Here is a 25743-nt window from a genome sequence, read left to right as displayed (position 1 = left end):
CAGATACCTCCGTAATGAGAGTAGTCGTTAGGCCGCCGCGCGCCTGACGAGGCCCGCGACCGCCGAACCGGCCATGAGCCACACCACCGCGGCCAGGCCGTCGTTGACGAACGTGGTCCAGCGCGGGTCGGCGAGCTGGAACAGGTCGGCCAGCCCCAGCGACACCCCCGAGGCCAGCGACTCGACGAGCTGGTACCAGGGGTTGGCCGGGTTGGCCCGGAACACCGTGAAGAGCGCGTGGAACACCAAGGAGAGCGCCGCCGCCCTGGACGCCAGCCGCACCACGTACGCCGCCATCGCCACGACCCGCTGCCAGACCGTCGCCGGCGTGCCGCGCGGCCGGGCGGGCCGATGGGGGCGGGGAGCGGCGGCGGCGAGCCGGTCCTCCGTGCCGGTCGTGCGGGGGGTCTCGGACACGGTCACTCCTCTCCGATAAGTAATTCCTTTCTGCCCATTCCCAGAGTCCCACAACGAGTCTCACAACAAGGGCCGTTACCGACGTCGATGCGGCGTTTGGCATCCTGCACGGGTGACTACCTCAGTGGGTTTCGACCTGGACATGACATTGGCCGACACGCGATCAGGCATCGCGGCTGTTTACGACGAGCTGTCAAGCCGTTTGGGTGTGCGCATCGACAGCGGGGAGATCGTCACCCGGCTGGGGCCGCCGCTTGAGTACGAGCTGGCCAACTGGATGCCCGCGGAGGCCATTCCCGCGGCCGCCGAGCTGTTCCGCGAGATCTATCCCGCGGTGGGCGTTCCGGTGCACACCGCGATGGCGGGCGCGTACGAGGCCATCGCCGCCGTACGGGCCCGCGGCGGCCGGGTGATCGTGGTGACGGGCAAGAACCCGCGCGACGCCGCCGGCACCGTCGAACTGCTCGGGCTGGCCGTGGACGAAGTGGTCGGATCGGTGTTCGGCGCAGCCAAGGGATCGGCACTCGCGCGCTTCGGCGCGGCGGCTTATGTTGGTGACCATGTCGCCGACATCGAGGCGGCACGCGCGGGCGGCGCCATGAGCGTCACCGTCGCGACGGGCCCTTACACAGTGGGAGAGCTGCGTGAGCACGGAGCCGATGTGGCGCTCGGCGACCTGACCGAATTCGCCGACTGGTTCGCCGGTTGGCGTGCCCGCGACGAACTACGGTAATTGCCCCGCATTTTCCCGGTCGCCTCCGCGCGCTTCGGGGCATAACCTACATCCATTCATCCTTTTCGACTGTTTGAACGAGGTCCTCCTGTGCCGAGTGGCAAGGTCAAGTGGTACGACGCCGACAAGGGTTTCGGCTTCCTCACCCGTGACGACGGCGGTGAGGTCTTCGTGCATTCCTCCGCGCTTCCCACAAACGCCGGCCCGCTCAAGCCAGGCCAGAAGGTGGAGTTCGGCGTGGCCGAGGGACGCCGGGGCCAGCAGGCGCTGTCGGTCAGGATCCTGGAGCAGCCGCCGACCCTGGCCAAGACGAAGCCCAAGACCAAGCGGAAGACGCCCGACGAGATGGTCGTCATCGTCGAAGACCTGATCAAACTGCTCGACGACGTCTCCACCTCCTACCAGCGCGGCAAGCACCCCGAGGCGGCGCACGCCAAGAAGATCGCCCAGGTGCTCAGGGCCGTCGCGGACGACCTCGACGCCTAACCGTTGGGGTTCGTCAGGGGTTTGGTGCGGTCGAGGGTCTCGGTCCGTTGCTGATCGGGGGCCTCGGCCCGCTGCCTGGCCAGCTTGGCGTCGGCCGCCCGCACCCGCCCGCGCCTGGTGACCAGCAGCCAGCCCAGCACGCCGGTCAGCACGACCGCCGGCGCGACGAACCCGGCCAGGGCGCTGCGGGCCAGCGACAGCACGAGCCCGAGCAGGCCGCCGAACACCCAGGCGAACTGCAGCACCGCCTCGACCACCCCGAACGTGGACGAGCGCACCTCCTCGCCGATCTCCCGCTGCACGATCGCGTCGAGCGCGAGCTTGCCCAGCTCCTGCGCGAACGCGGTGACCAGCGAGACCGCCAGCGCCGTCCACAGGTCGAAGAAGACGGCCGTGGCGATCGTGGTCGCGGCCGTCACCGCCAGCGTGACCAGCACGATCACCTGGGGGGCGTGGTTGCGCGTCCAGTTGGCGACCGCGGCGCCGACCAGGCCGCCCAGCCCGGCGGCGAGGGCGAGCAGCGCGATCGTCTTCGGCACGTCGAAGAACGAGGTGGCCGCCGTCGGCCGGGCCAGCCACGGCACCGCCTGGTCCTGGACCAGGAAGAGCAGGAAGAACACCAGGAAACCGGAGAAGATCCGCAGCGCCACGTTGGCCCAGACCGCCTCGGCCACCGCCGGGCCCACCTTGAGCAGGGTGCGCCAGCGCGGCGCCACGCCCTCCTCCTCCTGGTCGGGCGAGTCGACGTGCCGCGGCAGGCGTACGGCGGCGACGCCGAGCAGCAGGAACGCCGGCATGGCCACGCGCAGCACCACGGCGCTGCCCAGCCACGCGGTCAGGCCCGCGCCGACCGGCACCGCCACCCCGGCCGCCACCAGCGTGAACAGCGCCACCCGCGCGTTGGCCGAGACCAGCGTGATGTCGGCGGGCAGCACGCTCGGCATGATCGCCGCCCTGGACACGTTGTACGCCTTCGACAACACCAGCACGCCCAGCGCGCCGATGAACAGCGTCGGCAGGTCGCCCGCCCCCACCGCGGCGGCCATGGCGAAGCAGAGCAGCCCCCGGCCGAACAGCGTGCCCGCCATCACGTAGCGGCGCCCCGACCTGAACCGGTCGAGGATCGGCCCCACGAACGGCGCCAGCAGCCCGAACGGCAACATCGTGATGACGAGGTAGAGCGCCACCGACCCGCGCGCCTCGCCGACCGGGACGCCGAAGAACACCGTGCTGGCCAGGGCGACGGTGACCAGCGCGTCGGCGGCGCTGTTGCCGGCCGACAGCTCGATCAGCCGCCCGAGCCCGGTACGGCCCGCGCCGCCCGCGTAGGTGAGCTTCCTGGTCGCCCTGCCGACCTGGTGGGCGCCCCTGGCCGTGGCGCGGCCGGCCCGGACGGTGCCGCTCGCGGTGGCCCGGCCCGCGCGCACGCCGGCACGACCCGCGCCGCCGATGGCATGACCCACCCGCCGCGAGATCTCCCGAGCCTGCTCCCAGCCGCCCCCCACGTCTACCAGTCTTACCCGATTCACCCCTGTTCTCAGCCTCGGATCGGCGGTTGTGGGCCTGCCCGGTCCGGCCATGGGTGAGAATGAAGTGTGAGCGAACAGCACCTTCAGGCGGAGGCGGCCCGATGAGCCGCACCCGGGCCCGCGTCCCCGCTCCCGACCAGGCCTGTGTCGCCGCAGTCGATCTGGCGCGCGCCGCGGCGCAGGAGCTGGCGCACCCGGGCGAGGCCGGCGAGCACCTCGGCTTCGAGAGCGAGGGCGACCGGATCGTCACCCACTACTTCGCCTGCCTCGACCGGGCCTATCGCGGCTGGCGGTGGGCCGTCACGGTCACCCGTGCCTCGCGCGCGAAGAAGGTCACGGTCAGCGAGGCCGTGCTGCTGCCCGGCTCGGGCGCGCTGCTCGCCCCCGAGTGGCTGCCGTGGAGCGAGCGGCTGCGGCCGGGCGACCTGGGCGTCGGCGACCTGCTGCCGTCCCCGGAAGACGACGACAGGCTGGCGCCCGGTTTCACCGAGCTCGACGAAGATGCCGACCGCCAGATGGTTTTCGAGTACGGCCTGGGCCGAGCCCGTGTGCTCTCGGCCATCGGCAGGGACCGGGCTGCCAGACGCTGGCACGCGGGCGAGCACGGGCCGCACACTCCGATCGCACACGCCGCGCCCGCGCAGTGCTCCACCTGCGGGTTCTACTGGCTGCTCTCCGGTGAGCTGCGGCTGTCGTTCGGCGTCTGCACCAACGAGTACGCCCCCGACGACGGCAAGGTCGTCGCCGCCGACCACGGCTGCGGCGCCCACTCGGAGGCGGCCGTGCTGCCCCCGCCGGTCGAGCAGGCCAGCCCGATCCTCGACGACCTGGGTTACGACCTGATCGAGGAGGAAGAGGGCTCGGTGGACGAATCCGCCACCGAGGAGCTCGGACACTCCTGACCGGGGCGCGAGCGCGGAACGGCGGTTTCGTCGGTCAGGGGGGCTAACCTACCCTGGCCCCTCTTCACTCGACCAGGATCGTGATCGATGACCGACACCTTTGGCACTGACCGGATGCGAGCCGCCGTCCTCTCCGCCTGGACGGCCTCGCCCGCCCGCTTCCGCGAGGACGCCAACGCCGAGGAGGACTTCGCGCTCGGCGGCTACCGCGACCGGCTGATCGTCGAACTCGCCCAGAACGCCGCCGACGCGGCGCTGCGCGCGGGGGTGCCAGGGGTGTTGCGGCTGACGTTGCGCGGCGACGTGCTGACGGCCGCCAACACCGGCGCCCCCCTCGACGCGACCGGCGTGGAGGGCCTGTCCACGCTGCGCGTGTCGGGCAAACGCGACGAGATCGGCGCGGCCGGCCGGTTCGGCGTGGGCTTCGCGGCCGTCGTCTCCGTCTGCGACGAACCGGCCATCGGCTCGCGCGGCGGCAGCTCGGTGCGCTGGTCGCGGGCCGGCACGTCCGAGCTGGTCGCCGACGTTCCCGTGCTGGCGGGGGAGCTGGCCGACCGGGCGGGCCACGTGCCGCTGCTCAGGCTGCCGTTCGACGCGCCGCCGATGGAGGTGCCCGACGGGTTCGACACGATCGTCCGGTTGCCGCTGCGCGATGCCGCGGCGGTCGACGCCGTCCGGGTGATGCTGGCCGAGACCAGCCCGGCGCTGCTGCTCGGTCTGCCCGCGCTGGAGGCCATCGAGATCGACCTCGACGGCGCCACCCGCACGGTCGTGGCCGACGGCTGGCACGTCGTGTCGGAGTCCGGCGAGTTCACCCCCGACGAGGTCGCCAGGCTGTTCGCCGACCGGCCGACCGAGGAGCGGGCGCGGCCCTTCTGGTCGCTGCGCTGGGCGGTGCCCGTCACCGGCACCGGCGAGCCCGGCCCGCTGCCCGCCGCCGTGCCGCCCGTCGTGCACGCCCCGACGCCCAGCGACGAGCCGATCGACCTGCCCGCGCTGCTGATCGCGTCCTTCCCCATGGCCACCGACCGGCGGCACGTCGCCAAGGGGCCGCTCACCGACTTCCTGGTCGAGCGGGTGGCCGACGCCTACGTCCGGCTGCTGGGCGAGTTGCCCCGCACGTCCAGGCTGCTCGACCTGGTGCCGTCCCTCATGGGCAAGGGCGAGCTCGACGCCCGCGTCCGGCGGGCCGTGCTCGAACGCCTGCCGTCCGCGCCGCTGCTGCCCGCGTTGTCGGCGCCCGCGCCCGCGGTCCACACTCCCTCCTTCGCCGAGGCCGAGGTCTACGAGCCCGACGCCGAGTGGCGGGTCGAGCATCCGGCGCGCGAGCCCGAGGGCGACGGCTGGGTGGTCGCGGGCCGGGAAGCGGCCGTCGTGGCCGGCGCCACCGCCGAGCTGCTCGACACCGTGGCCGACTTCGTGCCGGGGCTGCTGCCCGCCGGGTGGCCCGCCAGGCATCCCGCCATGGTGGCCCTGGGCGTGCGCCGGGTGGAGCTGGCCGACGTGGTCGACCTGCTGTCCGGCGAGGCCGTGGAGGCGCGTGAGCCGTCCTGGTGGCGTTCCCTGTACGCGGTGCTGCCCGCCGACGACCCCGAGTCGCTGGGCGCGCTGCCGGTGCCGCTGACCGACGGCCGCGTGGTGCGCGGCCCGCGCGGCACGCTCATCCTGACCGACGGCGGGGCCGACCTCGACCTCACCCCGCTCGGGCTGCGCATCGTGCATCCGGAGGCGGCCCATCCGGCGCTGCTCAGGCTGGGCGCGGCCGAGGCGACCCCGCGTACCGTGCTGGAAGACCCGCTGACCAAGGCCGCCGTCGCGCAGTCGCTCGACAGCTCCGACCCCGAGCCGGTCGCGCGGGCCGTGTTGTCGCTGGTGGCGGCGTCCGGGCTGGTTCCCGGCGAGGCGCCGTGGCTGGCCGAGCTGGCGCTGCGCGGCGCCGACGGCGAGCTCTACCCGGCCGGTGAGCTGATGCTCGCCGACGGGGCGCTGGCCGGGCTGCTCGCCGCCGACACCCATCTCGGCGTGGCCGCGCCCGAGCTGGAGGAGACCTACGGGCCGCGGGTGCTGGCGGCGGCGGGCGTGCTCGACGGGTTCGCCGTCGCGCACGACTCCGACGTGCTGCTCGACCACGACGACTGCGACCACGACCTCGACGGCGAGGCCGACTGGCTCGACCACGTGCTCGACCTGCTGCCCGACCTCGCGGTGCCGCCGGTGGTGGCCGAGTTCGCGGCGGTGCGCGACCTTGAGCTGGTGGCCGACTGGGAGGCCGCGCTCCCGCTGCTGACCCGGCCGCCGCTGCGGGCCGCGCTGCACCCGCTGCGGGTCGAGGGCGTGGAGGTGCCCTCCTACACCGCGTGGTGGCTGGCCCACCGTCCCGTGCTCGGCGGCCGGAAGCCGCTTGAGCTGCGGCTGCCCGGCGCCGACCCGCTCCTCCAGGGCCTCTACGCCGACGCCCCGGCCGGGCTCGACGAGGCGGCGCTGTCGATGCTCGGCGTGCGCACCACGCTCACCGACCTGCTGGCCGCCCACGGCGGGCCGGAAGAACTGCTGGAGCTGATGGCCGACCCGGCGATCGAGGTCGACCGGGCCCAGCTGCGGGCGTTGTGGATCGCGCTGGCCGCCGTCGACCCGGCCCGGGTCGAGCCGCCCGCGCGGGTGCGCGCGGTGCTCGGCGGCGACATCGTGGTGGCCGCCGCCGAGGACGCGGTGGTGGTCGAGGCCCCCGACCTGCTGCAGCTCGTCACCGACCGGCCCCTCGTGCTGGCCTCCTACGACCTGGCCGAGGCGCTGTCGGAGCTGCTCGACCTGCCGCTGGCCGGCGAGCTGGCCACCGGTGAGGTGACCTCGCAGGGCGAGGTGCGCGACGTGCCGCCGCAGGTGCGCTCCCTGCTGCCGACGGCGCCCGAGACGTACGTGGAGCACGAGAAGCTGCTGGTCGACGGGGTCGCCTGCACATGGCGCTTCTTCGAGGGCGCGGTCCACTGCACCGGCGTCGACGGGCTGGCCCGCGGGCTGGCCTGGGCCACGGGCCAGTGGAACGACCGGCTGGCCGTGGCCGCGATGTTGCGCGACCCGGAGGCGGTGCCGCTGCTGCTGGCCGAGGCCGACCTGTCCTGAGACCGGCGGGCCGCCTCCCCGTCGCGGAGGCGGCCCGCCGCTGTCAGACCGCGCGGGCGGTCCCGGCCGCGGGCATTTTCCCGTTCAGGCTGCGCAGGTGGTGCCCGCCGCGGGCACCTTCCCGGTCAGCAGGTATGTGTCCACCGTGCGCGTCACGCACCTGTCGCCGCTCAGGTAGGCGCCGTGTCCCTCGCCCTCGTACGTCATGAGCACGCCGGTCCTGAGCTTGGCGTTGAGCGCGGTGGCCCACTCGTACGGCGTGGCCGGGTCGCCCTTGCCGCCGATGACCACGATGGGCGCCGAGCCGGTGGCGTCGATGCGCTTGGCCGCGTCGTCGCCGGGCGTGGGCCAGTGGCCGCAGGCGGTGGCGGCGCCGTCCGCCGCCAGGATGGGGAAGATCTTCTTGATCCGGTCGTCGACCCGGGCCATGTCGGCGGCGCTCGGGCGTTCGGTGGTGTCGGCGCAGGTGATGGCCTGCAGGCTGGTCATCATGGTGGAGTAGGTGCCGTCGGGGCGCCGTCCGGTGTAGGCGTCGGCCAGGGCGAGCAGGGTGGCGCCGTCGCCCCTGATCCCGGCCGCGGCGGCCTGCTCCAGCACCGGCCAGGCGGACTTGGCGTACAGCGGGGTGATGACGGCGAGCTGGGCCAGGCCGTAGGTGAGCTCCCGGTCGCCGACCTTGAGCGGCTTGCTCCTGAGCGCGTCGAGCAGCCTCTCGACGGCGCTCTTGACGGCGGCCGGGTCCTGGCCGAGGTCGCAGGTCTGCGCCACGCAGTCCTTCGCGAACGCCTCGAAGGCGCGGGCGAAGCCGGTGGCCTGGGTGACGGCGCGCTCCTCGAACGTGACCGTGGGGTCGAAGGCGCCGTCGAGGACGAAGCGGCCGACGTTCGCGGGGAAGCGGGTGGCGTAGACGGCGCCGAGGTGGGTGCCGTAGGAGAAGCCGAAGTAGTTGAGCCGCCGGTCGCCGAGGGCGGCCCTGATGCGGTCGAGGTCTTCGGCGGCGTCCACGGTGCCCACGTGGGGCAGGATCTGACCGGAGTCCTTCTCGCAGGCCGCGGCGAACTTCTTCGACGTCGCGTCGCCGTCGGCGCCGGTGGGCGCGGCGAGGAGGGCGTCGAGTTCGCCGCCGCACTTGACGCCGGCGCTGCGATCGACGCCGCGGGGGTCGAAGCTGACGAGGTCGTAGCGGCCGCCCAGGCTGCCGAACGCCTTCGCGACCTGGGCCAGCGTGTCGACGCCGGACGCCCCGGGCCCGCCGAAGTTGAAGACCAGCGAGCCGAGGGGCTCGCCGGTGGCCTTCACCCGGATCAACGCCAGGTCGATCTTCCGGCCGCCGGGATCGCCGTAGTCGAGGGGCACCCGCACGGCCCCGCACTGGACGGACGCGTCGGCGGGCAGCGGCTTGCCGTCGGGCCCGGTCAGCCCGGCGCACGGGCTCCAGGCGACGGCGCTCCCGGCGGGACCGGGCTGCTTCGCGGGCCCACCCGTGGTGCCGCAGCCCGCGAGAACGGCGGCTCCCACGAGCAGCGCCGACATCGCCTTCTTCATGCCGGCCGGCCTGCGGACACGGCATCGGACACGGCATCGGTCCAGGTGGTGGGGAGAGACATGGGTTCCTGACGACTTCGAGGATGTGCGGAGGACGACGAACGTCACCCCCGGCGCGGACGGCGGACGAACCACATGCCGAAGAGGCCGAACCCGACCCCGGTGACGCAGGTCCAGATCCACCACGTGTTCTCGGGCGCCGGGCGGAAGATGAGCAGGACGATCAGCGCGACGGCCCACAGGGCGGTGCCGACCCCGACGGCGGCCGTGTCGTTGGTCTTGATCGGCTCGGGATCGGGGTGCCACTGCTGCTTCACGTGTCCAGCCTAGCTTCCAATCGGGTCTCGATCCGATTGCGGACACTTTTCCCAGTTCACCACTACTGTCACTCTTCGGCGCGTGAGTGACATGCGTAATGCAATAGACCGTTTCTTCGCAATCTCTGAACGAGGCTCGACGATCTCCCGTGAGGTGCGCGGCGGCCTGGCCACGTTCTTCACGATGGCCTACATCGTGGTGCTGAACCCGATCATCCTCGCCTACGGCAAGGACATCGAAGGCCAGGTCATCGGCGACGGCACGACCCCGCAGGTGCCGCTGGTCGCCGCGGGCACGGCGTTCGTGGCCGGCGTGCTGACGATCATCATGGGCGTGGTCGGCCGGGTGCCGTTCGCGATGGCCGCCGGGCTCGGGCTGAACGCGTTCGTGACCTTCAACATCGCCACGATGATGACCTGGGAGGAGGCCATGGGCCTGGTCTTCCTCGAAGGCGTCATCATCGCGGTCCTGGTGCTGACCGGCCTGCGGACGGCGGTGTTCCGCGCCATCCCGGCCCAGCTCAAGACCGCCATCAGCGTCGGCATCGGCCTGTTCATCGCGCTGATCGGCTTCGTGGACGCCGGTTTCGTGCGCAAGGCCGCGGGCACGCCGCTGGAGCTGGGCATCGGCGGCCAGCTCACGTCCTGGCCGGTCCTGGTGTTCATCGTCGGCCTGCTGGCCACGGCGGCCATGGTGGCGCGGAAGGTCAAGGGCGCGATCCTGATCGGCATCGTCGTCTCGACCGTGCTGGCGGTCGTCGTCCAGGTGCTGACCAAGCTGGAGCGGGCCACGCCGGAGAGCCCCGGCGGCTGGCAGCTCAACGTTCCCGCCATTCCCAAGGCCGGCGAGATCTTCGGCTTCCACAACCCGCTGACGCTGTTCACGGAGTTCGACCCGATCGGCGCCTTCAGCCGGATCTCCGTGCTGCTGGCCGTGCTGTTCGTGTTCACCCTGCTCATCACCGACTTCTTCGACACGATGGGCACGATCGTCGGCGTCGGCCGCCAGGCGGGCCTGGTCCAGGCCGACGGCACGCTGCCGCGGACCAAGGAGATCCTGCTCGTCGACTCGATCGCCGCGGCGGCGGGCGGCGCCGGCTCGGTCTCGTCGAACACCACCTACATCGAGTCGGCCGCCGGCGTCGGGGAGGGCGCGCGGACCGGTCTGGCCAGCGTGGTCACCGGCGTGCTGTTCCTGGTGGCCATCTTCTTCGCGCCGCTGGTCGCCGTCGTGCCCTACGAGGCCGCCACGCCCGCGCTGGTCGTCGTCGGCTTCCTCATGATGACCGCCATCCGCGACATCGACTGGGACGACTACGAGATCGCCATCCCGGCCTTCCTCACCATCGTGGTCATGCCGTTCACCTACTCCATCTCGAACGGCATCGGCGCCGGCTTCATCAGCTACGTGCTGGTCAAGGTCGTACGGGGCAAGGCGCGCGAGGTGCACCCGCTGCTGTGGGGCGTCACCGCGCTGTTCGTGCTCTACTTCGCCATCGGCCCGATCCGGGCCGCGATCGGGATCTGACCTCGACATTCTCGGAGCCGCCCCGCACATGTGGGGCGGCTTCGGGGTATCAAGGGGTGAGACGAATCTGACCTAGGGAAATATCTTGCCTTCGCATATAGTTAGCAAAGGTAATGAGACGTGCTAATGAACAACCAGCCCAAGATGGACCTGCGCAGCGACGCGGGCCTGGCCTCAGCCCTGCGCGTATCGATGGCAAGGCTGACCAGGCGACTCCGGCGTCAGGCGGCGGCGCACTCGCTGACGCCCACCCAGTTCGCGACGCTCGCCGCCGTGGAACGGCATTCCGGGATAACCCCCGGCGAATTGGCCGAGCTAGAGAAGGTGCAACCGCCCTCGATGACGCGCGTGATCGCCGCGCTAGAGGAACGCGGCCTGGTCGCACGCACCCCGCACCCGACCGACCGGCGTCAGGTGACCGTGACCGTGACCGAGGCCGCCCAGACGTTGCTGAAGGAGGAACGCCGCCGCAAGGAGGCGTGGCTGACACAGCGGCTGAAGGAGCTCTCACCGGAGGAGCGGTCGATCCTGCGGCAGGCGGCGCCGATCCTGGAGAAGCTCAGCAAGATATAGAACCCGAGCAACCCAAGACCGGGATGTTCCGGTCGCTCAAGGTTCGCAACTATCGCATGTTCGCGGCAGGTGGCGCCGTCTCCAACGTCGGCACCTGGCTGCAGCGCACCGCCCAGGACTGGCTGGTGCTCGACCTGACCAAGGGCCCGCACGGCGCGGGAGGCAGCGCGGCGGCCCTCGGCCTGGCGACCGCGCTGCAGTTCCTGCCGATGTTGCTGTTCGGGCTCTTCGGCGGCGTGCTCGCCGACCGCTACCCCAAGCGGCCCATCCTCATCGCCGCCCAGTCGATGATGGCGGTGCTCGCGCTCACCATCGGCGTGCTGACCATGACCGGCACCGCGCAGGTCTGGCACGTGTTCGTGATGGCTTTCCTGCTCGGCATGATCTCCTGTGTCGAGGTGCCGACCAGGCAGGCGTTCGTGGTCGAGATGGTCGGACGGCAGGACCTGCCCAACGCCATCGCCCTGAACAGCTCCATCTTCAACCTGGCCCGCGTGGTCGGCCCGGCGCTGGCCGGCATCCTGATCTCCGTGCTGGGCGGCACGGGACCGATCTTCCTGATCAACGCGCTCACCTTCGGCGCGGTGATCTCCAGCCTGATCTTCATGCGCAGCTCCGAGCTCAACCTGTCCGAGCCGGTGCCGAGGGCCAAGGGCCAGCTCCGGGAGGGGCTGCGGTACGTCCTGGGACGCCAGGAACTGCTCATGCCGATCCTGCTGATCGCCTTCGTGTCGATGTTCTCGCAGTCGTTCTCGATGTCGATAGCGCTGATGGCCCGCGAGGTGTTCGGCGCGGGGGCGTCGTCGTTCGGGCTGGCCTCCAGCATGTTCGCGGTGGGCGCGCTGGGCGGCGCGCTGCTGGCGGCGCGGCGGGCCAGGCTCTCGCGCAAGGTGCTCTTCTCCGGGGCGATCGGGTTCGGGCTGTTCCAGGTGCTGACCGGGCTGGCCCCCTTCTACCCGGTCTATCTGCTGCTACTCATCCCGACCGGCATCGCGTTGATCACCATCAACACGGCCGCGAACGCCAGCGTGCAGATCGCCACGTCCCCCGAGATGCGGGGCCGCGTCATGGGCATCTACATGCTCGTCTTCACCGGTGGCGCGCCCGTCGGGGCGCCGCTGATCGGGTGGCTGTCGGAGCTGGGCGGGCCGCGTACGGGCGTGCTGCTGTCGGGCGTGCTCGTCCTGGTGGGCACCGGGCTGGCGGTGCTGGTGACCAAGCTGATCGGCAACCGGATGGCCAGACCGGCGCTGGCGATGGCGTGAGCCGTCCCGGTCCGGGGACAATCGCATGACATGAGGCTCTTCGCGGCCGTGGTCCCGCCTGAGGAGGCGCTCGACGAGGTCGAGCGCGCCGTGGCGCCGTACGTCGGGCAGGTGCCGGGGCTGCGCTGGGCCGGCCGCCCCACCTGGCACATCACGCTGGCCTTCTACGGCGAGGTGCCCGAGCGGGCGCTGCCCGACCTGGAGACGCGCCTGGCGCGGGCCGCCCACCGGCACACGGTGCTCGACCTGGCCCTCGCCGGGGCCGGGGCGTTCTCCTCGGCGCGGCGGGCCAGGGTGTTGTGGGCCGGGGTCGCGGGCGACCCCCTGACCCGGCTGGCCGACTCGGCCCGCGCGGCCGGCCGCCGCGCGGGGGCCGTGCAGACCGACGAGAAACGGTTCCACCCCCACCTCACCCTGGCCAGGGCCCGGACCGACACGGACCTCAGGGAGCTGGTGGAGTCGCTGGCGGCGTTCGCCGGGACGCCCTGGCGGGCCGAGCGGCTGCACCTGTTCCGCAGCCACGGCGGCCCCCAGGTGAGGCACGAGTCACTCGGCGATTGGGCGCTCGCACCGGTGAAGCAGGGCTAGGCTCCAGGGCGTGGACCGTCCTCGCCCCTGGCTGCTGCCCCTCGTGCTGGGCCTGCTGTTCCTCATCGTCATCCTCGGCGCCCTGCTGACCTGAGCCGCCCCGAGCGGCCGGGCCGTGGTCGTGCCGGGCCCGGCCGGTCGCGCTCTCACCAGGCGTAGTCCTCCGGCGCGGTGCGATGTCCGGGGAAGATCTCGTCCAGGCGGGCCAGGGTGGCGTCGTCCAGCTCGATCTCCAGCGTGCGCATGCTGCCTTCGAGCTGCTCCAGCGTGCGCGGGCCGATGATCGGGGCGGTGACCGCGCGCTGCCTGAGCAGCCACGCCAGCGCCACGTACGCCGGGTCCTCGCCCAGCTCGTCGCAGAGCTTCTCGTACGCCTCGATCTTGTCCCGGTGCTTGTCCAGCTCCCTGACCATGGTGTCGGAGGCCGACCGGCCCTTGTCGATCTTGCGCAGGACGCCGCCGAGCAGGCCGCCGGCCAGCGGGCTCCACGGGATCACGCCGATGCCGTAGTCCTCGCAGGCGGGCAGCACCTCCAGCTCCACCGTCCGGGTGAGCAGGTTGTAGTGGCTCTGCTCGCTGGTCAGCCCGAACGTGCCGCGCCGCGCCGCCGTCTCCTGGGCCTTGGCGATGTGCCAGCCCGCGAAGTTGGACGAGCCAACGTAGATGATCTTGCCCTGCTGGCGCAGGATCTCCATGGCCTCCCAGAACTCGTCGAAAGGCGTGTTCCGGTCGACGTGGTGGGCCTGGTAGACGTCGATGTAGTCGGTCTGCATGCGCTTGAGCGAGGCGTCGCAGGCCCGGCGGATGTTCAGCGCCGACAGGCGGCGCTCGTTGGGCCAGTCGCCCATGTCGCCGTAGAGCTTGGTCGCGATGACCGTGCGCTCGCGGCGGCCACCACCCTGGGCGAACCAGCGGCCCAGGATGTTCTCCGTGATGCCCTCGCCCCTCTTCCAGCCGTAGACGTTCGCGGTGTCGAAGAAGTTGATGCCCAGGTCGTGGGCCTTGTCCATGATCGCGAAGGAGTCTTCCTCCGAGGTCAGCGGGCCGAAGTTCATCGTGCCGAGGCAGAGCGGGCTCACCTGGAGGCCGCTGCGTCCGAGGTTGACATAGTCCATGGGGTCCACACTAAATACCTGGAGTGCGCTCCAGGCCATAGGCTGAGTTCATGATCTGCGCGGAGTCGTCGTGATCGTTCTCCTCCGCGCCGCGTTGCCGATCTTCCTGGCGATGGTCACGGGCATGGTGGGCACGCTGGTGGTCACGTCCGTGCTCGGCAACCACGAGACGGTCGCGCTGGCCGCCTTCGCGGTGATGACGGCGGTGCTCAATCCCGCCACCGCCGCCGTGCAGGGCGCGTTGCGGGGGCTCGGGCCGTTCGTGGCGCCGTACCGGGACGATCCGGGCGCGGCGGTGCCCGTCGTCCGGGACGCGCGCTGGCTCAGCCTGGCCACCGGCACGCTGGGGGCGCTGGCGGTGCTCTGCGTGCCGGCGCTCGCGCGGGTGAGCGGGGTGCCCGGCGAGGTGGTCGGCGAGCTGGGCCTGCTGCCCTGGCTCCTCGCCGCCTACCTGCTGGTCTTCGCCTCCACCGGCGGCGCGAGCACGATCCTGGTGGCGCTCGGCCGCAGCCGCGACGTGTTGTGGGCGAATCTGGCCTTCGGCCTGGTGCTGAGCGCGCTGACCGCGCTGCTGGCGCCGCGGCTCGGGCTCGACGGCGTGGGCCTGGCCTGGGTGGCGGCCGGGGTGGCGGCCGCGGTCGTGGCGAGCCTCAACCTGCGCCGCGCGCTCGGGCGGCCGATCGGGCAGGCGCGGCCCCGGGTGGCCGAGATCGTCCGGCTGGCCAGGGTCAGCGTGCCGCTGGCGGCGACCGTGCTGATCAAGTTCGGGGTGCTCGGCGTGGTCACGTTCGCCGCGAGCACCACCGGCGCCCGCGACACCGCCGCGCACGCGGTGCTGACCACGCTCACCGGCCTCATCATGATGGCCTCGCTGTCGGTGGCGCAGGCGTCGGTGCCCGAGGTGGCCCGTGCCGGAGACCCGGCCGGGGCTCGCCGGGCCAACCGCACCGCCGCGCTGCTCGCCGTCGCCGGCACGCTGACCGCCGCCCTGGCGCTGCTGCTGTTCGGCGAGGAGGTGCTCGGGCTGTTCACCGGTGACGTGGCCGTACGCGAGCGGGCGCTCGGGCTGCTGCCACTGATGCTGCTGTCGTCGCTGGCCGACGCCGCGCAGGCCGTGCAGGGCGTCGGGCTGACCGCGCTGAAGAGGTCCGGGGCGAGCCTGGCCTACTTCGTCCTCGGCTACGGCGCGCTCCTGGCGGTCGCCGTGCCGGTGGCGCGGACGTGGGGGATCACCGGGCTCTGGGTGGCCATGGCGGCGGCCAACGGCCTGCTGCTGGTGCTCCAGGGGGCCGGGTTCCGCCGCCACAGCGCCCGCGTGGGCACGGCCGAGGCGGTGGCCTGAGCGTCCCGGGCCGAGTCGTGGGGCATGATGGCGAGGTGGGGGATGTCGTGTTCCGGGTTCTGGCCGCCGTGGCGGCGACGTTCGCGCTGTCGGCGGCTCCGGCGTGGGCGGACGACGACGGGCCGGAGAAGCTGTTCACGTTCAAGGACCGGAACATCACCGAGTCGAGCGGCCTGGCCGTGTCGCCCACGCACCAGAACGTCTTCTACACCCACAACGACAGCTCCGCCGCCCCCGTCTTCTACGCGGTCGGCCCCGACGGGCGTACGAAGGCCACCTTCCACCTGCGCGGCGCCGAGGCCCGGGACTGGGAGGCCATGGCCGCGACCAAGGACCCCGCCACCGGGCAGGGCGCGCTCTGGTTCGCCGACATCGGCGACAACCTCGACGGCGCCTGGCCCGACGTGTCGATCTACAAGGTCGCCGAGCCGCGCACGCTCCGGGACGCCACGCTGCCGGCCACCCGCTACCGCTTCCGCTACGCCGGCGGCGGCCGCAACGCCGAGGGCATCATGATCAACCCGCGCACCGGCCGCCTCTACGTCGTGTCCAAGGAGTTCTCCGGGTCCGTCTACGCCGCGCCGAAGAAGCTCCGCACCGACAAGGTCAACGTGCTGCGCCGGGTCGCCGCGGCCCCGATCATGGCCACGGACGCCGCCTACGCCCCCGACGGCTCCTCCTACGTCATCCGAACGTACTTCTCGGCGACCCTCTACCGGCCCTCGGGGGAGACTCTCGCCAGGGTCACCATGCCGGAGCTGCGGCAGGCCGAGTCGGTCGCCTACACCGCCGACGGCAAGGCCCTGCTGGTCGGCTCCGAGGGCCCGAACAGCCCGGTCTACCGGGTGCCGCTCCCCGAGCGCGCCCAGGCCACGCGCACGCCCACGCCCACGCCTAAGCCCGTCGCCGCGCAGGAGAGCGCGCGCCCGTCCGACACCGCGGAGCCGAGCGGCCTGACGGCCAAGGACGTGCTGATCTGGCTGGCCGCGGCCGCGGGGGCGACCGGCGTGATCACCTTCATCGCGCGCCGCACCCGCTGAGCCGTCAGGGGTTGCGCATGGTGGCGGTGAACATGTCGCCGCGCAGCGCGCGCTCGACCACCTCGATCGAGCGCGACAGGCGCACCAGCCGCGGCCCCTCCTGGCGGTAGGTGTCGAGCACGGCCTCGACGGCGTGCGGCGGCAGGTGGCCCTTGAGGTCGACGGCCGCGCCGCGATAGCCCGCGCGGGCGGCCTCGACCGCCGCCCGGACGTGGTGCCTGGCCATGAAGGCCAGGGCCACCGGGTGCCGCCTCAGCACTTCGTAGGCCCGGTAGTCGGGCGGCACCGCGTCGAGCAGCCAGGCCACCGCCGAGGTCTCCCAGTCGGGGACGCTGGGCGGGCGGACCTCGGCGGGCCACTCTGGCGGGACGTACATGAGGCCATCGTACTCATGTTCGATTCGCCCAGGTATGGCGGCAGGGTGGCCTTTAGCAGGAAAATCGGGTGTGTGACGGAAAAGATCGGTGTCGTCGGGGCGGGGATCGTCGGGCTGGCCGTGGCGCGCGAGCTGGCCGCCGCCCGGGGCGCCGAGGTGACCGTGCTGGACAAGGAGCCGCGCGTCGGCGCCCACCAGACCGGGCACAACAGCGGCGTCGTGCACGCCGGGATCTACTACCCGCCGGGCTCGCTCAAGGCCAGGTTGTGCCGGGAGGGCGTGGCGCTGCTCAAGGCGTACTGCGCCGAGCACGGGCTGCCCTACCGCGAGGTCGGCAAGCTGGTCGTGGCCAGTACGCGGGCCGAGCGGGCGCCGCTGCGGGCGCTGGCCGAGCGGGCGCGGGCCAACGGCGTGCCCGGCCTCGCCGAGCTGGACGCCCTCGGCCTGCGCGAGATCGAGCCGCACGCGGTCGGCGTCGCCGCGATCCACTCGCCGCACACCGCCGTCGCCGACTTCCCCGCCGTCGCCCGCGCGCTGGCGCTCGACGTGGCGCGGATGGGCGGCTCTGTACGCCTGTCGCACCCCGTACGGGCGATCCGCGAGACGTCGAAGGGCGTCCAGGTGCTGGCCGGCGGCCGGCGGTTCACCTTCGACCGGCTGGTGGTCTGCGGCGGGCTCGGCACGGACGCGGTCGCCAGGATGGCCGGGGCGCCGGGGGACGTGCGGATCGTGCCGTTCCGGGGCGAGTACTACGCGCTGGCCGGGGCGGCCAAGGAGCTGGTGCGCGGGCTGATCTACCCGGTGCCCGACCCGCGTTACCCGTTCCTGGGCGTGCACCTGACCAGGCACATCGACGACGAGGTGCTGGTGGGGCCGAACGCGGTGCTGGCTCTGGCCTACGAAGGCTACAGATGGCGAGATGTACGAAATTTCGGTCAAATTATGCGTTGGCCGGGAACGCTTCGCATGGCGCGCGCCCACTGGCGTACCGGGATCAAAGAGGTATACGGCTCCGTCGTCAAGAGCGCCTTCGTCAGGGCCGCCCGCCGGTACGTGCCCGAGCTCACCGCCGCCGACCTCGTCAGGACCGGTGGCGGCGTCCGGGCCCAGGCCGTCGCCAGGGACGGGCGGCTGGTGGACGACTTCGTGGTCGACGTCCAGGGCGGCGTGGTCCTGGTCCGCAACGCCCCTTCGCCCGCGGCGACGTCAAGTCTGGCAATTGCCCGGCATATTGCCGGAATTGTTCCAGCACTGTCCCGATGAGGGCATCCTTGGATGTGATGGAATCACGCCTGCTGATAGTCGAGGACGACCCCAACATCCTCGAACTCCTCGCCGCGAGCCTGAGGTTCGCGGGCTTCGACGTGACCACGGCCAAGAGCGGCCTCGACGCCGTCAGCGCCGTGCAACGGCACCGGCCCGACCTCGTCGTGCTCGACGTCATGCTGCCCGACCTGGACGGCTTCGAGATCGTCCGGCGGATGCGGAGCGGCGGGCTGCACACGCCCGTGGTGTTCCTGACCGCCCGCGACGAGACCGAGGACAAGATCCGCGGGCTCACGATCGGCGGCGACGACTACGTCACCAAGCCGTTCAGCCTGGAGGAGGTCGTGGCCAGGATCCACGCGGTGCTCCGGCGCACGAGCGGGGACGCGCAGGCCGCGCCGCCCAGGCTGACCTTCGCCGACATCGAGCTGGACGAGGAGAGCCACGAGGTCTGGCGCGGCGGCCACGCCGTCTCGCTCTCGCCGACCGAGTTCAAGCTGCTGCGCTACTTCATGACGAACGCCGGCCGCGTGCTGTCCAAGCCCCAGATCCTCGACCACGTCTGGGACTACGACTTCAGGGGCGAGGTGGGCATCGTGGAGTCGTACGTGTCCGTCCTGCGCAGGAAGATCGACAACCGTAGCCCCCGGCTCATCCACACCCTGCGGGGTGTCGGATACGTGCTGCGCCTGCCACCGAGCCCCTGATGAGAGCCCTGCCGCTGAGGGTCAAGCTGATCGCGGCGATGCTGGCGCTGCTCGGCTGCGGCATGACCTTCGTCGGCCTGGTCAGCGTCTCGGTGCTGCACGGCTACCTCATGGACCGGGTGGACAGCCAGCTCAACCTGCTCAGCGTGCGCATGCACAAGAAGGTCATGAGCGACTGGCGGCGGGACAGGGAGACCCCCGACCGCCCGATCCTCATCGAGTCCGACGCGATCGCGCTGGTCAAGGAGCCGGGCGAGGAGTTCGTCCCGATGTTGCGCGACCGCGACGTGGACGCCAAGCCCAAGCCCGTCCTGCGCGGATCGCCCGGCGGCGACGCCTACACCGCGCCCGCCGTCGGCGGCGACGGAGAGTGGCGGGTGCTGCAGAGCGTGCTCCAGCGGCGCACGCTGGTCGTCGCCGTGGACCTGGAGGAGGTGGACGCCATCACCCGGCGGCTCGTGCTGATCGAGCTGCTCGGCGGCGGTGGCATCCTGCTCATCCTGGCGGTCGCGGGCGTCACCATCGTCCGCCGCAGCATGCGGCCGCTCGGGCAGATCGAGCGCACGGCCGAGGCCATCGCGGGCGGGGAGCTCGGCCGCCGGGTGCCGGACGCCGACCCCCGTACCGAGGTGGGCCGCCTGGCCAAGTCGCTCAACGGCATGCTGGCGCAGATCGAGACCGCCTTCGCCGCGCGCTCGGCGTCCGAGGCGGCGGCCCGCCGCTCCGAGGACCGCATGCGCCAGTTCGTCGGCGACGCCTCCCACGAGCTGCGCACCCCGCTGACCTCGATCCGCGGCTTCGCCGAGTACGCCCGCCAGAACCCCGGCGCCGACCCCGCCGAGCTGATGCAGCGCGTGGAGAAGGCCGCCGGGCGCATGAGCCTGCTGGTCGACGACCTGCTGCTGCTGGCCAGGGTGGACCAGCAGCGCCCGCTGCAGATGCGCCCGGTGGACATGCTGGCCCTGGTCGCCGACGCCGTGCACGACGCCCGGATCCTCGCGCCCGACCGTACGGTGAAGCTGGACGTGGTCGGCGGCGCGGCCCTCATCGTCTCCGGTGACGAAGTGCGCCTGCGGCAGGTCATCAGCAACCTCATGACCAACGCCATCGTGCACACCGAGCCCGGCACGCCCATCGTCGTACGCGCCGGGGCGACCGACGACACGGTCTTCACCGAGGTCGCCGACAGCGGCCCCGGCCTGCCCCCCGAGCAGGTCGAGCGGGTCTTCGAACGCTTCTACCGCGCCGACTCCGCGCGCAGCCGCCGCCGCTCCTCCGAGGACCGCGGCAGCGGGCTGGGCCTGGCCATCGTGCAGGCGCTCGTCCGGGCCCACAGCGGGACCGTGACGCTGACCAGCTCGCCCGAGGAGGGCTCGACCTTCAGGGTCGAACTCCCACTCGCCTTGGAGTGAGCCTTCAGCTAACCCTCAGGTGCCTGAGCCACCCTGGAATCGTGACAAAACCCGAGGTCCGCGAGGCGTTGATCATGGTGGTGGACGACGAGCCCAGCATCAGGGACCTGCTCTCCGCCAGCCTGCGCTTCTCCGGGTTCGAGGTGCTGACCGCCGCCGACGGGCAGGAGGCCGTGGAGGTCGCCGAACGCGCCGCGCCCGACCTGGTGGTGCTCGACGTCATGCTGCCCGACCTGGACGGGTTCGAGGTGGCCAGACGGATCGACGCGCCCGTGCTGTTCCTCACCGCCCGGGACGCCACCGAGGACAAGATCGCCGGTCTCCGGGTGGGCGACGACTACGTCACCAAGCCGTTCAGCCTGGAGGAGGTGCAGGCCAGGATCCGGGCGGTGCTGCGGCGTACCAGGACCGAGGGGGCGCCGGTCAGCCGGCTCAAGGTGGCCGACCTGGAGCTGGACGAGGACGCCCGCGAGGTCTGGCGGGCCGGCCGCCAGGTCCGGCTGTCCCCGACCGAGTTCAAGCTGCTGCACTACTTCATGGTCAACGCCGGACGGGTGTTGTCGAAGGCGCAGATCCTCGACCACGTGTGGAACTACGACTTCGGCGGCGACGCCGGCGTCGTCGAGTCGTACGTCTCCTACCTGCGGCGCAAGGTGGACGACGTCGAGCCCCGCCTGATCCACACCCTGCGCAGCGTCGGGTACGTGCTCAGGGAGCCGCCGCCCGCCGGTTGATCCCCGGCCCGCGGCCACGCGCTGTGGACCGTCCCGGCACGCTCACCGTAGCGTGGACCTGCGGGCGCGAGGTGTCGAGCGGCGTACCGCGGGAAGCGGGGTTGGCACCTATGGAGCTGCTGGGGGCGTTGGAGTCGTTGCGCCGCCCGCTCGATCGCGAGCTGTTCCCGCTGGCGATCGGCGAGGCCGCGGCGGACCGGCGTGCCCTGCGCGAGCTGACCGGCCAGCTCGACGACTACCTGCTGCCGCGGCTGCGGGCGATCGACGCGCCGCTGCTGGCCGTCGTCGGCGGGTCCACCGGGGCGGGCAAGTCCACGCTGGTCAACTCGCTGGTCGGAGCCGACGTGGCCGAGCCGGGCGTGCTGCGGCCCACCACGCTGGTGCCCACGCTCGTCGTCAGCCCGGCCGACCGCGACTGGTTCACGGGCCAGAACGTGCTGCCCGGCCTGTCCCGCGCCACCGGCGGCCCCGGGAGGCCCAGTGCTGCCGGCGGTGCCGGCTCGCTGCGCGTGGTCGTGTCCGACGCGCTCGGCGCCGGGCTGGCGCTGCTCGACGCCCCCGACATCGACTCCGTGGTGACCTCCAACCGGGAGCTCGCCGCGCAGCTCCTCGCCGCCGCCGACCTGTGGCTGTTCGTCACCACCGCCGCCCGGTACGCCGACGAGGTGCCCTGGAGCTTCCTGCGCTCGGCCCGCGAACGCAGCACGGCCCTGGCCGTCGTCCTCGACCGGATCGCGCCCGAGGCCGTCGAGCCCGTCTCCCGTGACCTCGACCGCCTCCTGGCGGAGAACGGCCTGTCGGGCACCCGGCTGTTCACCGTGCCGGAGGCCGCGCTGCCCGACGAGAAGGCGCGGCTGCCGGAGGAGTCGGTGCGACCCATCGTCTCCTGGCTCACGGGGCTGGCCGCCGACGCCGCCGAACGGTCCCGGGTCGTACGCCAGACGTTGTCGGGCGCCCTGGACAGCCTGGACACCCGCGTCCCCGCGCTGGCCACGGCCGTCGAGCGCCAGCAGGCCGCCTTCGACGGGCTGCGGACGATCGTGACCGGCGCGTACGCGGGCGGCATGGCCGACTTCGACGAGGGCATGCGCGACGGCTCCCTGCTGCGCGGCGAGGTGCTGGCCCGCTGGCAGGACTTCATCGGCACCGGCGACCTCATGCGGTCCCTGGAGAGCCGGGTCGGGTGGCTGCGTGACCGGATCGTCGGCTTCTTCACCGGCCGCGCCCCCGCCGTCGAGCTCAAGGACGCCCTGGAGAGCGGCGTCGAGTCGCTGATCAGGGGCGCGGCCGACGGCGCGGCCGAACGCGCGCTCGAAGGGTGGTCGGCCGCGCCCGGCGGGGGCGGGCTGCTCGACCGGCTCGGCGCCATGGAGGCCGCGCGGCTCGGCCGGGCCTCTCCGGACCTGGGCAGGCGGGCCGAGGCGGCGGTGCGCGGCTGGCAGGAGTTCGTCCTCGACCTCGTACGGGAGGAGGGGGCGGAGAAGCGGACCACGGCGCGGCTCGCGTCGTTCGGGGTCAACGGGGCGGGGCTGCTGCTCATGCTGGCCGTGTTCGCCTCGACCGGCGGGCTCACCGGGATCGAGGTCGGCATCGCGGGCGGGACGAGCGTGTTGTCGCAGAAGCTGCTGGAGGCCGTCTTCGGCGACCAGGCCGTGCGCTCGCTGACCGCGCGGGCCCGCGAGGACCTGCGCGAACGGGTGCGCGTGCTGCTGGCGGAGGAGGCCGCCCGCTTCACCGCCCGGCTGGAGACCGTCGAACCGCCCAAGGGCACGGCCGACGCGTTGCGCGCGGCGGCCCGCGCGATCCACGACCACCGCGCCGAACTCCCCACCCCCACCGCCCGCACGGCCGAACTCCCCGCCCCTGAGGCCCCGACAGCTGAACTCCCCGCTCCTGAGGCCCCGACAGCCGAGCTGCCCGCTCCTGACGGTCCCACGGCCGAGTCGCCCGCTCCCGACCGTGCGGAGGGGCCGTGAAGCTGCTGCGCCGTAAGGAGGGGCCCTCGCTCGACGCCCGGCTGGCCGCCCTGCTGGAGGCCGCCGAACTGGCCGAGGGACGCCTCCCCGAGCAGGACGTGTCCGCCGCGCGGGCCGTCGCGGAACGGGCCGGCGCACGCCGCAGCCTCTCGGTCGACCACACCGTGGCCGCGCTCGCCGGCGCGACGGGCAGCGGCAAGTCCTCCCTCTACAACGCCCTGGCCGGCGAGGAACTGGCCGCCGTGGGCGTCACCAGGCCCACGACCTCCACCGCCCAGGCCGCCCTGTGGGACGGCGAGGGCGCCGGTCCGCTGCTGGACTGGCTCGACGTCCCGCGCCGCCACTCCGCCGCCGAGGCGCCGGGGACGTCCGGTCTCGTCCTCCTCGACCTGCCCGACCACGACTCGATCCGGCTCTCCCACCGCCTTGAGGTGGACCGCCTGGTGGCGCTGGTGGACCTCCTCGTCTGGGTCGTCGACCCCCAGAAGTACGCCGACGCCGCGCTGCACGAGCGCTACCTGCGTCCGCTGGCCGGACATCGCGACGTGATGCTGGTGGTGCTCAACCAGGTGGACCGCCTGCCTCCACAGGCTGTGGAACGCTGCGTGGCCGACCTGCGCCGCCTCCTGGAGGAGGACGGGCTCGCGGGCGTGCCGGTGCTGCCGGTCTCCGCCAGGACCGGCGCCGGCCTGCCGGAGCTGCGCTCGATCCTGGCCGACCGGGTCGCCCGGCGCGAGTCGTGGGCCGCCCGCCTGGCCGCCGACGTCACCACCGCCGCCGGCCACCTGGCCGTGGACGGCCCGCCGCCCGGCCCCGGCGCCAAGCGGGTGGCGGGGCTGGACCGGCGGCTCACGGGCGCGCTCTCCCAGGCCGCCGGGGTGCCGCTGGTCCTGGAGGCCGTGGCCAAGGGGCACCGGCACCGTGCCGTGGTCGCCACGGGCTGGCCGGTCACCCGGTGGCTGCGCAGGTTCCGTCCCGACCCGTTGCGCAGGCTCAGGATCGGGGTGGGGCGGCCGGACAAGGAGATCGTGGGGCGTACGTCGGTGCCGGCGGCGTCGGCCGTACAGCGCACGCAGGTCGAGACGGCGATCAGGGACGTCGGCGAGGCGGCCGCGGCGGACCTGCCCGGCCCGTGGGCGGCGGCGGTGCGGCAGGCCGCGCGCTCGCGCTCCCCGGAACTGGCCGACGCGGTCGACCGGGCCGTGGGCCGCACCACCGCCGGGACCACCCGCAGGCCGCGGTGGTGGCGGATGGTGAACGTGTTGCAGTGGGTCGTCTTCGCCACCATGGCGGCGGGCGCCCTGTGGCTGGGCGTGCTGTTCGGGATGGACTACCTGCGCCTGCCGCAGCCGCCGCTCCCCACCCTGGGCGCGGTGCCGTGGCCGACCGTGCTGCTGGCGGGCGGCGCGCTGGCCGGGGTGGTGATCGCGCTGTTGTCCCGACTGGCCGCGTGGGCGGGCGGGCGGCGCAGGGCCGGACGTACGGCGCGGGCCCTGCGTACCGCCATCGGCGAGGTCGCCGAGAACTACGTGCTGGACCCCGTGACTGCCGAACTCGACCGCTACACCCGCTTCACGGACGCCGTCACCACAGCCCGCTCCTGACCGTCGTCACGCTTTTCTCCTACCGAGCAGTGGGACCGCGAGCAGGGCGCCCAGCAGGGCGGACGCCGCGCTCACCAGGAACGGCGCCGACGCCCCGGACCACTGCCCGGCCACCCCCGCCACCCCCGATCCCGCCGCGGCGCCCATCCCCATGGCCGTGGACAACCACCCGAACGCCTCCCCCTGGGCCCCGGGCGCGAACCGGTCCACCAGCAGCGACGACGTCGTCAGCGCCGGATTCAGCACCAGCCCCCCGGCGAACAGCACCGCCCAGAACGCCGGCAACGCCCCGACCACCGCCAGCGGCGCCAGCACGACCCCGAGCACCAGCATCAACCCCACCAGTCGCGCCGCCGGCGAGGACGCCCACGTACGGGCCCCGTACCCGGCCGCCCCGGCGATGCCGCCCAGTGAGAGCGCCGCCACGAGCAGCCCGGTGGCGGCGGGCACGTCCCGGGCGGCGGCCATCGCGGGCACCCCCACCTGCAGCGCGCCCATGGTCCCGCCGAGCAGCAGCACCACGGCCAGCAGCACCAGCATCCCGCGGTCGGCGAAGACCCGCCCGCCCTCCCGTACGGGAGCCGCCCCGTCGGCCCGCAGCGCCCGCGAGAAGGCCAGCGTGCCCGCCCCCGCGGCCACCGCCACCACCCCCAGCGCCAGCGAGGACGAGGCCGCCGCGATCACCAGCCCGAACAGCAGCGGCCCGACCAGCATGGCCAGCTCCTGCACCAGGTAGACCAGGCTGTAGACGGCCGTACGGGCGTCGTCGCCGACCTGCCGCCCCCATTCGACGCGCATGCTCACCGAGATCGGCGGCAGCCCGGCCCCGGCGACCCAGCCCAGCGCCACGAACGTCCACGCCGGCCAGCCGCCCGCCGCCGCCGCGACCAGTGCGATCAGCCCGGCGACGTGCAGGAACGCCGTCGCCGCGAGCACCGCCCGAGGGCCGCGCCGGTCCATCAGCCGCCCCTGGACGGGCCTGCCCATGCCCGCGCCCACCGAGAACGCCGCCGCGCACGTCCCGGCGAGCGCCAGCGACCCGGTCGCCGCCTGCACGACCAGGACCATCCCTACGGGCGCGACCTGCTGCGTGAGCTGGGAAAGGAAGCCGAACACGGCCTGCGCCCCGACCCCCGGCATCCTGAACAGGCCCCGATACGGCATATCC

Annotated in this window: 23 protein-coding genes; 16 read left to right on the top strand and 7 right to left on the bottom strand. The window is 72.9% G+C overall.

Annotated features, from left to right (window positions below; all coding sequences use genetic code 11):
* Positions 1–27: 27 nt before the first annotated feature.
* Positions 28–417, bottom strand: a complete 390-nt coding sequence (locus tag ABZ815_RS11535) for a hypothetical protein (RefSeq protein ID WP_357696594.1) — start codon at positions 415–417, stop codon at positions 28–30.
* A 124-nt stretch (positions 418–541) separates the two neighbouring features.
* On the opposite strand from ABZ815_RS11535, the gene ABZ815_RS11530 reads away from it, so the two are divergent.
* Both ABZ815_RS11530 and ABZ815_RS11525 read left to right on the top strand, forming a co-directional pair.
* A complete protein-coding gene (locus tag ABZ815_RS11530; RefSeq protein ID WP_357696592.1) occupies positions 542–1150 on the top strand; it encodes a haloacid dehalogenase-like hydrolase in 609 nt (202 codons plus the stop codon).
* Positions 1151–1240: 90 nt separating this feature from the next.
* Entirely contained in the window at positions 1241–1636 is a 396-nt protein-coding gene (locus ABZ815_RS11525; protein ID WP_357696590.1) for a cold-shock protein, read from the top strand.
* Here ABZ815_RS11525 and ABZ815_RS11520 read toward each other — a convergent pair.
* Entirely contained in the window at positions 1633–3141 is a 1509-nt protein-coding gene (locus tag ABZ815_RS11520) for an MFS transporter (protein WP_357696589.1), read from the bottom strand. The two genes, ABZ815_RS11525 and ABZ815_RS11520, sit on opposite strands and share 4 nt — an antisense overlap.
* A gap of 125 nt (positions 3142–3266) precedes the next feature.
* Between ABZ815_RS11520 and ABZ815_RS11515 the strand changes: the two genes are divergently transcribed.
* Entirely contained in the window at positions 3267–4067 is an 801-nt protein-coding gene (locus ABZ815_RS11515) for a DUF3027 domain-containing protein (RefSeq protein WP_357696587.1), read from the top strand.
* An 87-nt stretch (positions 4068–4154) separates the two neighbouring features.
* On the top strand, positions 4155–7187 hold the full coding sequence (locus tag ABZ815_RS11510; protein ID WP_357696585.1) for a hypothetical protein: 3033 nt from the start codon (positions 4155–4157) through the stop codon (positions 7185–7187).
* A gap of 84 nt (positions 7188–7271) precedes the next feature.
* Here the strand turns inward: ABZ815_RS11510 and ABZ815_RS11505 are convergent, their stop codons facing one another.
* Both ABZ815_RS11505 and ABZ815_RS11500 read right to left on the bottom strand, forming a co-directional pair.
* Positions 7272–8732, bottom strand: a complete 1461-nt coding sequence (locus tag ABZ815_RS11505) for an alpha/beta hydrolase (RefSeq protein WP_357696583.1) — start codon at positions 8730–8732, stop codon at positions 7272–7274.
* Positions 8733–8836: 104 nt separating this feature from the next.
* The gene (locus tag ABZ815_RS11500) at positions 8837–9049 is read right to left on the bottom strand and encodes a DUF2530 domain-containing protein (RefSeq protein WP_357696581.1); all 213 of its coding nucleotides are present in this window, start codon (positions 9047–9049) and stop codon (positions 8837–8839) included.
* Between the two features lie 154 nt (positions 9050–9203).
* On the opposite strand from ABZ815_RS11500, the gene ABZ815_RS11495 reads away from it, so the two are divergent.
* From ABZ815_RS11495 to thpR, 4 genes are all read left to right on the top strand, one after another.
* Positions 9204–10577 (top strand): NCS2 family permease, encoded by a 1374-nt coding sequence (locus ABZ815_RS11495; protein WP_357696579.1) that lies wholly within the window; start codon positions 9204–9206, stop codon positions 10575–10577.
* A 126-nt stretch (positions 10578–10703) separates the two neighbouring features.
* Complete coding sequence (locus tag ABZ815_RS11490) at positions 10704–11150, top strand: MarR family transcriptional regulator (protein ID WP_357696577.1); 447 nt, start codon at positions 10704–10706, stop codon at positions 11148–11150.
* 56 nt (positions 11151–11206) lie between these two features.
* Positions 11207–12415 (top strand): MFS transporter, encoded by a 1209-nt coding sequence (locus ABZ815_RS11485; RefSeq protein WP_357696575.1) that lies wholly within the window; start codon positions 11207–11209, stop codon positions 12413–12415.
* A 30-nt stretch (positions 12416–12445) separates the two neighbouring features.
* The gene (thpR, locus tag ABZ815_RS11480; protein ID WP_357696573.1) at positions 12446–13003 is read left to right on the top strand and encodes an RNA 2',3'-cyclic phosphodiesterase; all 558 of its coding nucleotides are present in this window, start codon (positions 12446–12448) and stop codon (positions 13001–13003) included.
* Positions 13004–13149: 146 nt separating this feature from the next.
* Here the strand turns inward: thpR and ABZ815_RS11475 are convergent, their stop codons facing one another.
* Entirely contained in the window at positions 13150–14118 is a 969-nt protein-coding gene (locus ABZ815_RS11475; RefSeq protein ID WP_357696571.1) for an aldo/keto reductase, read from the bottom strand.
* Between the two features lie 70 nt (positions 14119–14188).
* Here ABZ815_RS11475 and ABZ815_RS11470 point away from each other — a divergent pair, with 70 nt between their 5' ends.
* Positions 14189–15460: an MATE family efflux transporter gene (locus ABZ815_RS11470; RefSeq protein WP_357696570.1), complete on the top strand. Its 1272-nt coding sequence runs from the start codon at positions 14189–14191 to the stop codon at positions 15458–15460.
* 35 nt (positions 15461–15495) lie between these two features.
* Positions 15496–16500: a hypothetical protein gene (locus ABZ815_RS11465; protein WP_357696568.1), complete on the top strand. Its 1005-nt coding sequence runs from the start codon at positions 15496–15498 to the stop codon at positions 16498–16500.
* Between the two features lie 4 nt (positions 16501–16504).
* Here the strand turns inward: ABZ815_RS11465 and ABZ815_RS11460 are convergent, their stop codons facing one another.
* The gene (locus tag ABZ815_RS11460; RefSeq protein WP_357696567.1) at positions 16505–16876 is read right to left on the bottom strand and encodes a hypothetical protein; all 372 of its coding nucleotides are present in this window, start codon (positions 16874–16876) and stop codon (positions 16505–16507) included.
* Between the two features lie 72 nt (positions 16877–16948).
* Here ABZ815_RS11460 and lhgO point away from each other — a divergent pair, with 72 nt between their 5' ends.
* From lhgO to ABZ815_RS11430, 6 genes are all read left to right on the top strand, one after another.
* A complete protein-coding gene (gene lhgO, locus ABZ815_RS11455) occupies positions 16949–18139 on the top strand; it encodes an L-2-hydroxyglutarate oxidase (protein WP_357696565.1) in 1191 nt (396 codons plus the stop codon).
* Between the two features lie 17 nt (positions 18140–18156).
* Positions 18157–18849, top strand: coding sequence for a response regulator transcription factor (locus tag ABZ815_RS11450; protein WP_357696563.1), 693 nt, complete (start codon positions 18157–18159; stop codon positions 18847–18849).
* Positions 18849–20261 carry a HAMP domain-containing sensor histidine kinase gene (locus ABZ815_RS11445; protein WP_357696561.1) on the top strand — a complete coding sequence of 471 codons (1413 nt, stop codon included), beginning with the start codon at positions 18849–18851 and terminating at the stop codon, positions 20259–20261. The genes ABZ815_RS11450 and ABZ815_RS11445 overlap by 1 nt, the downstream gene beginning before the upstream one ends.
* Positions 20262–20335: 74 nt before the next feature.
* Complete coding sequence (locus ABZ815_RS11440) at positions 20336–20995, top strand: response regulator transcription factor (RefSeq protein WP_357696674.1); 660 nt, start codon at positions 20336–20338, stop codon at positions 20993–20995.
* A 110-nt stretch (positions 20996–21105) separates the two neighbouring features.
* Positions 21106–22971, top strand: a complete 1866-nt coding sequence (locus ABZ815_RS11435; RefSeq protein WP_357696559.1) for an ABC transporter — start codon at positions 21106–21108, stop codon at positions 22969–22971.
* Complete coding sequence (locus ABZ815_RS11430; RefSeq protein ID WP_357696557.1) at positions 22968–24575, top strand: YfjP family GTPase; 1608 nt, start codon at positions 22968–22970, stop codon at positions 24573–24575. Before ABZ815_RS11435 ends, ABZ815_RS11430 begins: the two co-directional genes overlap by 4 nt.
* Positions 24576–24581: 6 nt before the next feature.
* Here the strand turns inward: ABZ815_RS11430 and ABZ815_RS11425 are convergent, their stop codons facing one another.
* Complete coding sequence (locus ABZ815_RS11425) at positions 24582–25739, bottom strand: MFS transporter (protein WP_357696555.1); 1158 nt, start codon at positions 25737–25739, stop codon at positions 24582–24584.
* Positions 25740–25743 lie beyond the last annotated feature (4 nt).

The organism is Nonomuraea sp. NPDC047529, from assembly GCF_040642995.1.
GTDB lineage: Bacteria > Actinomycetota > Actinomycetes > Streptosporangiales > Streptosporangiaceae > Nonomuraea.
This window is presented reverse-complemented; position numbering and strand designations above follow the sequence as displayed.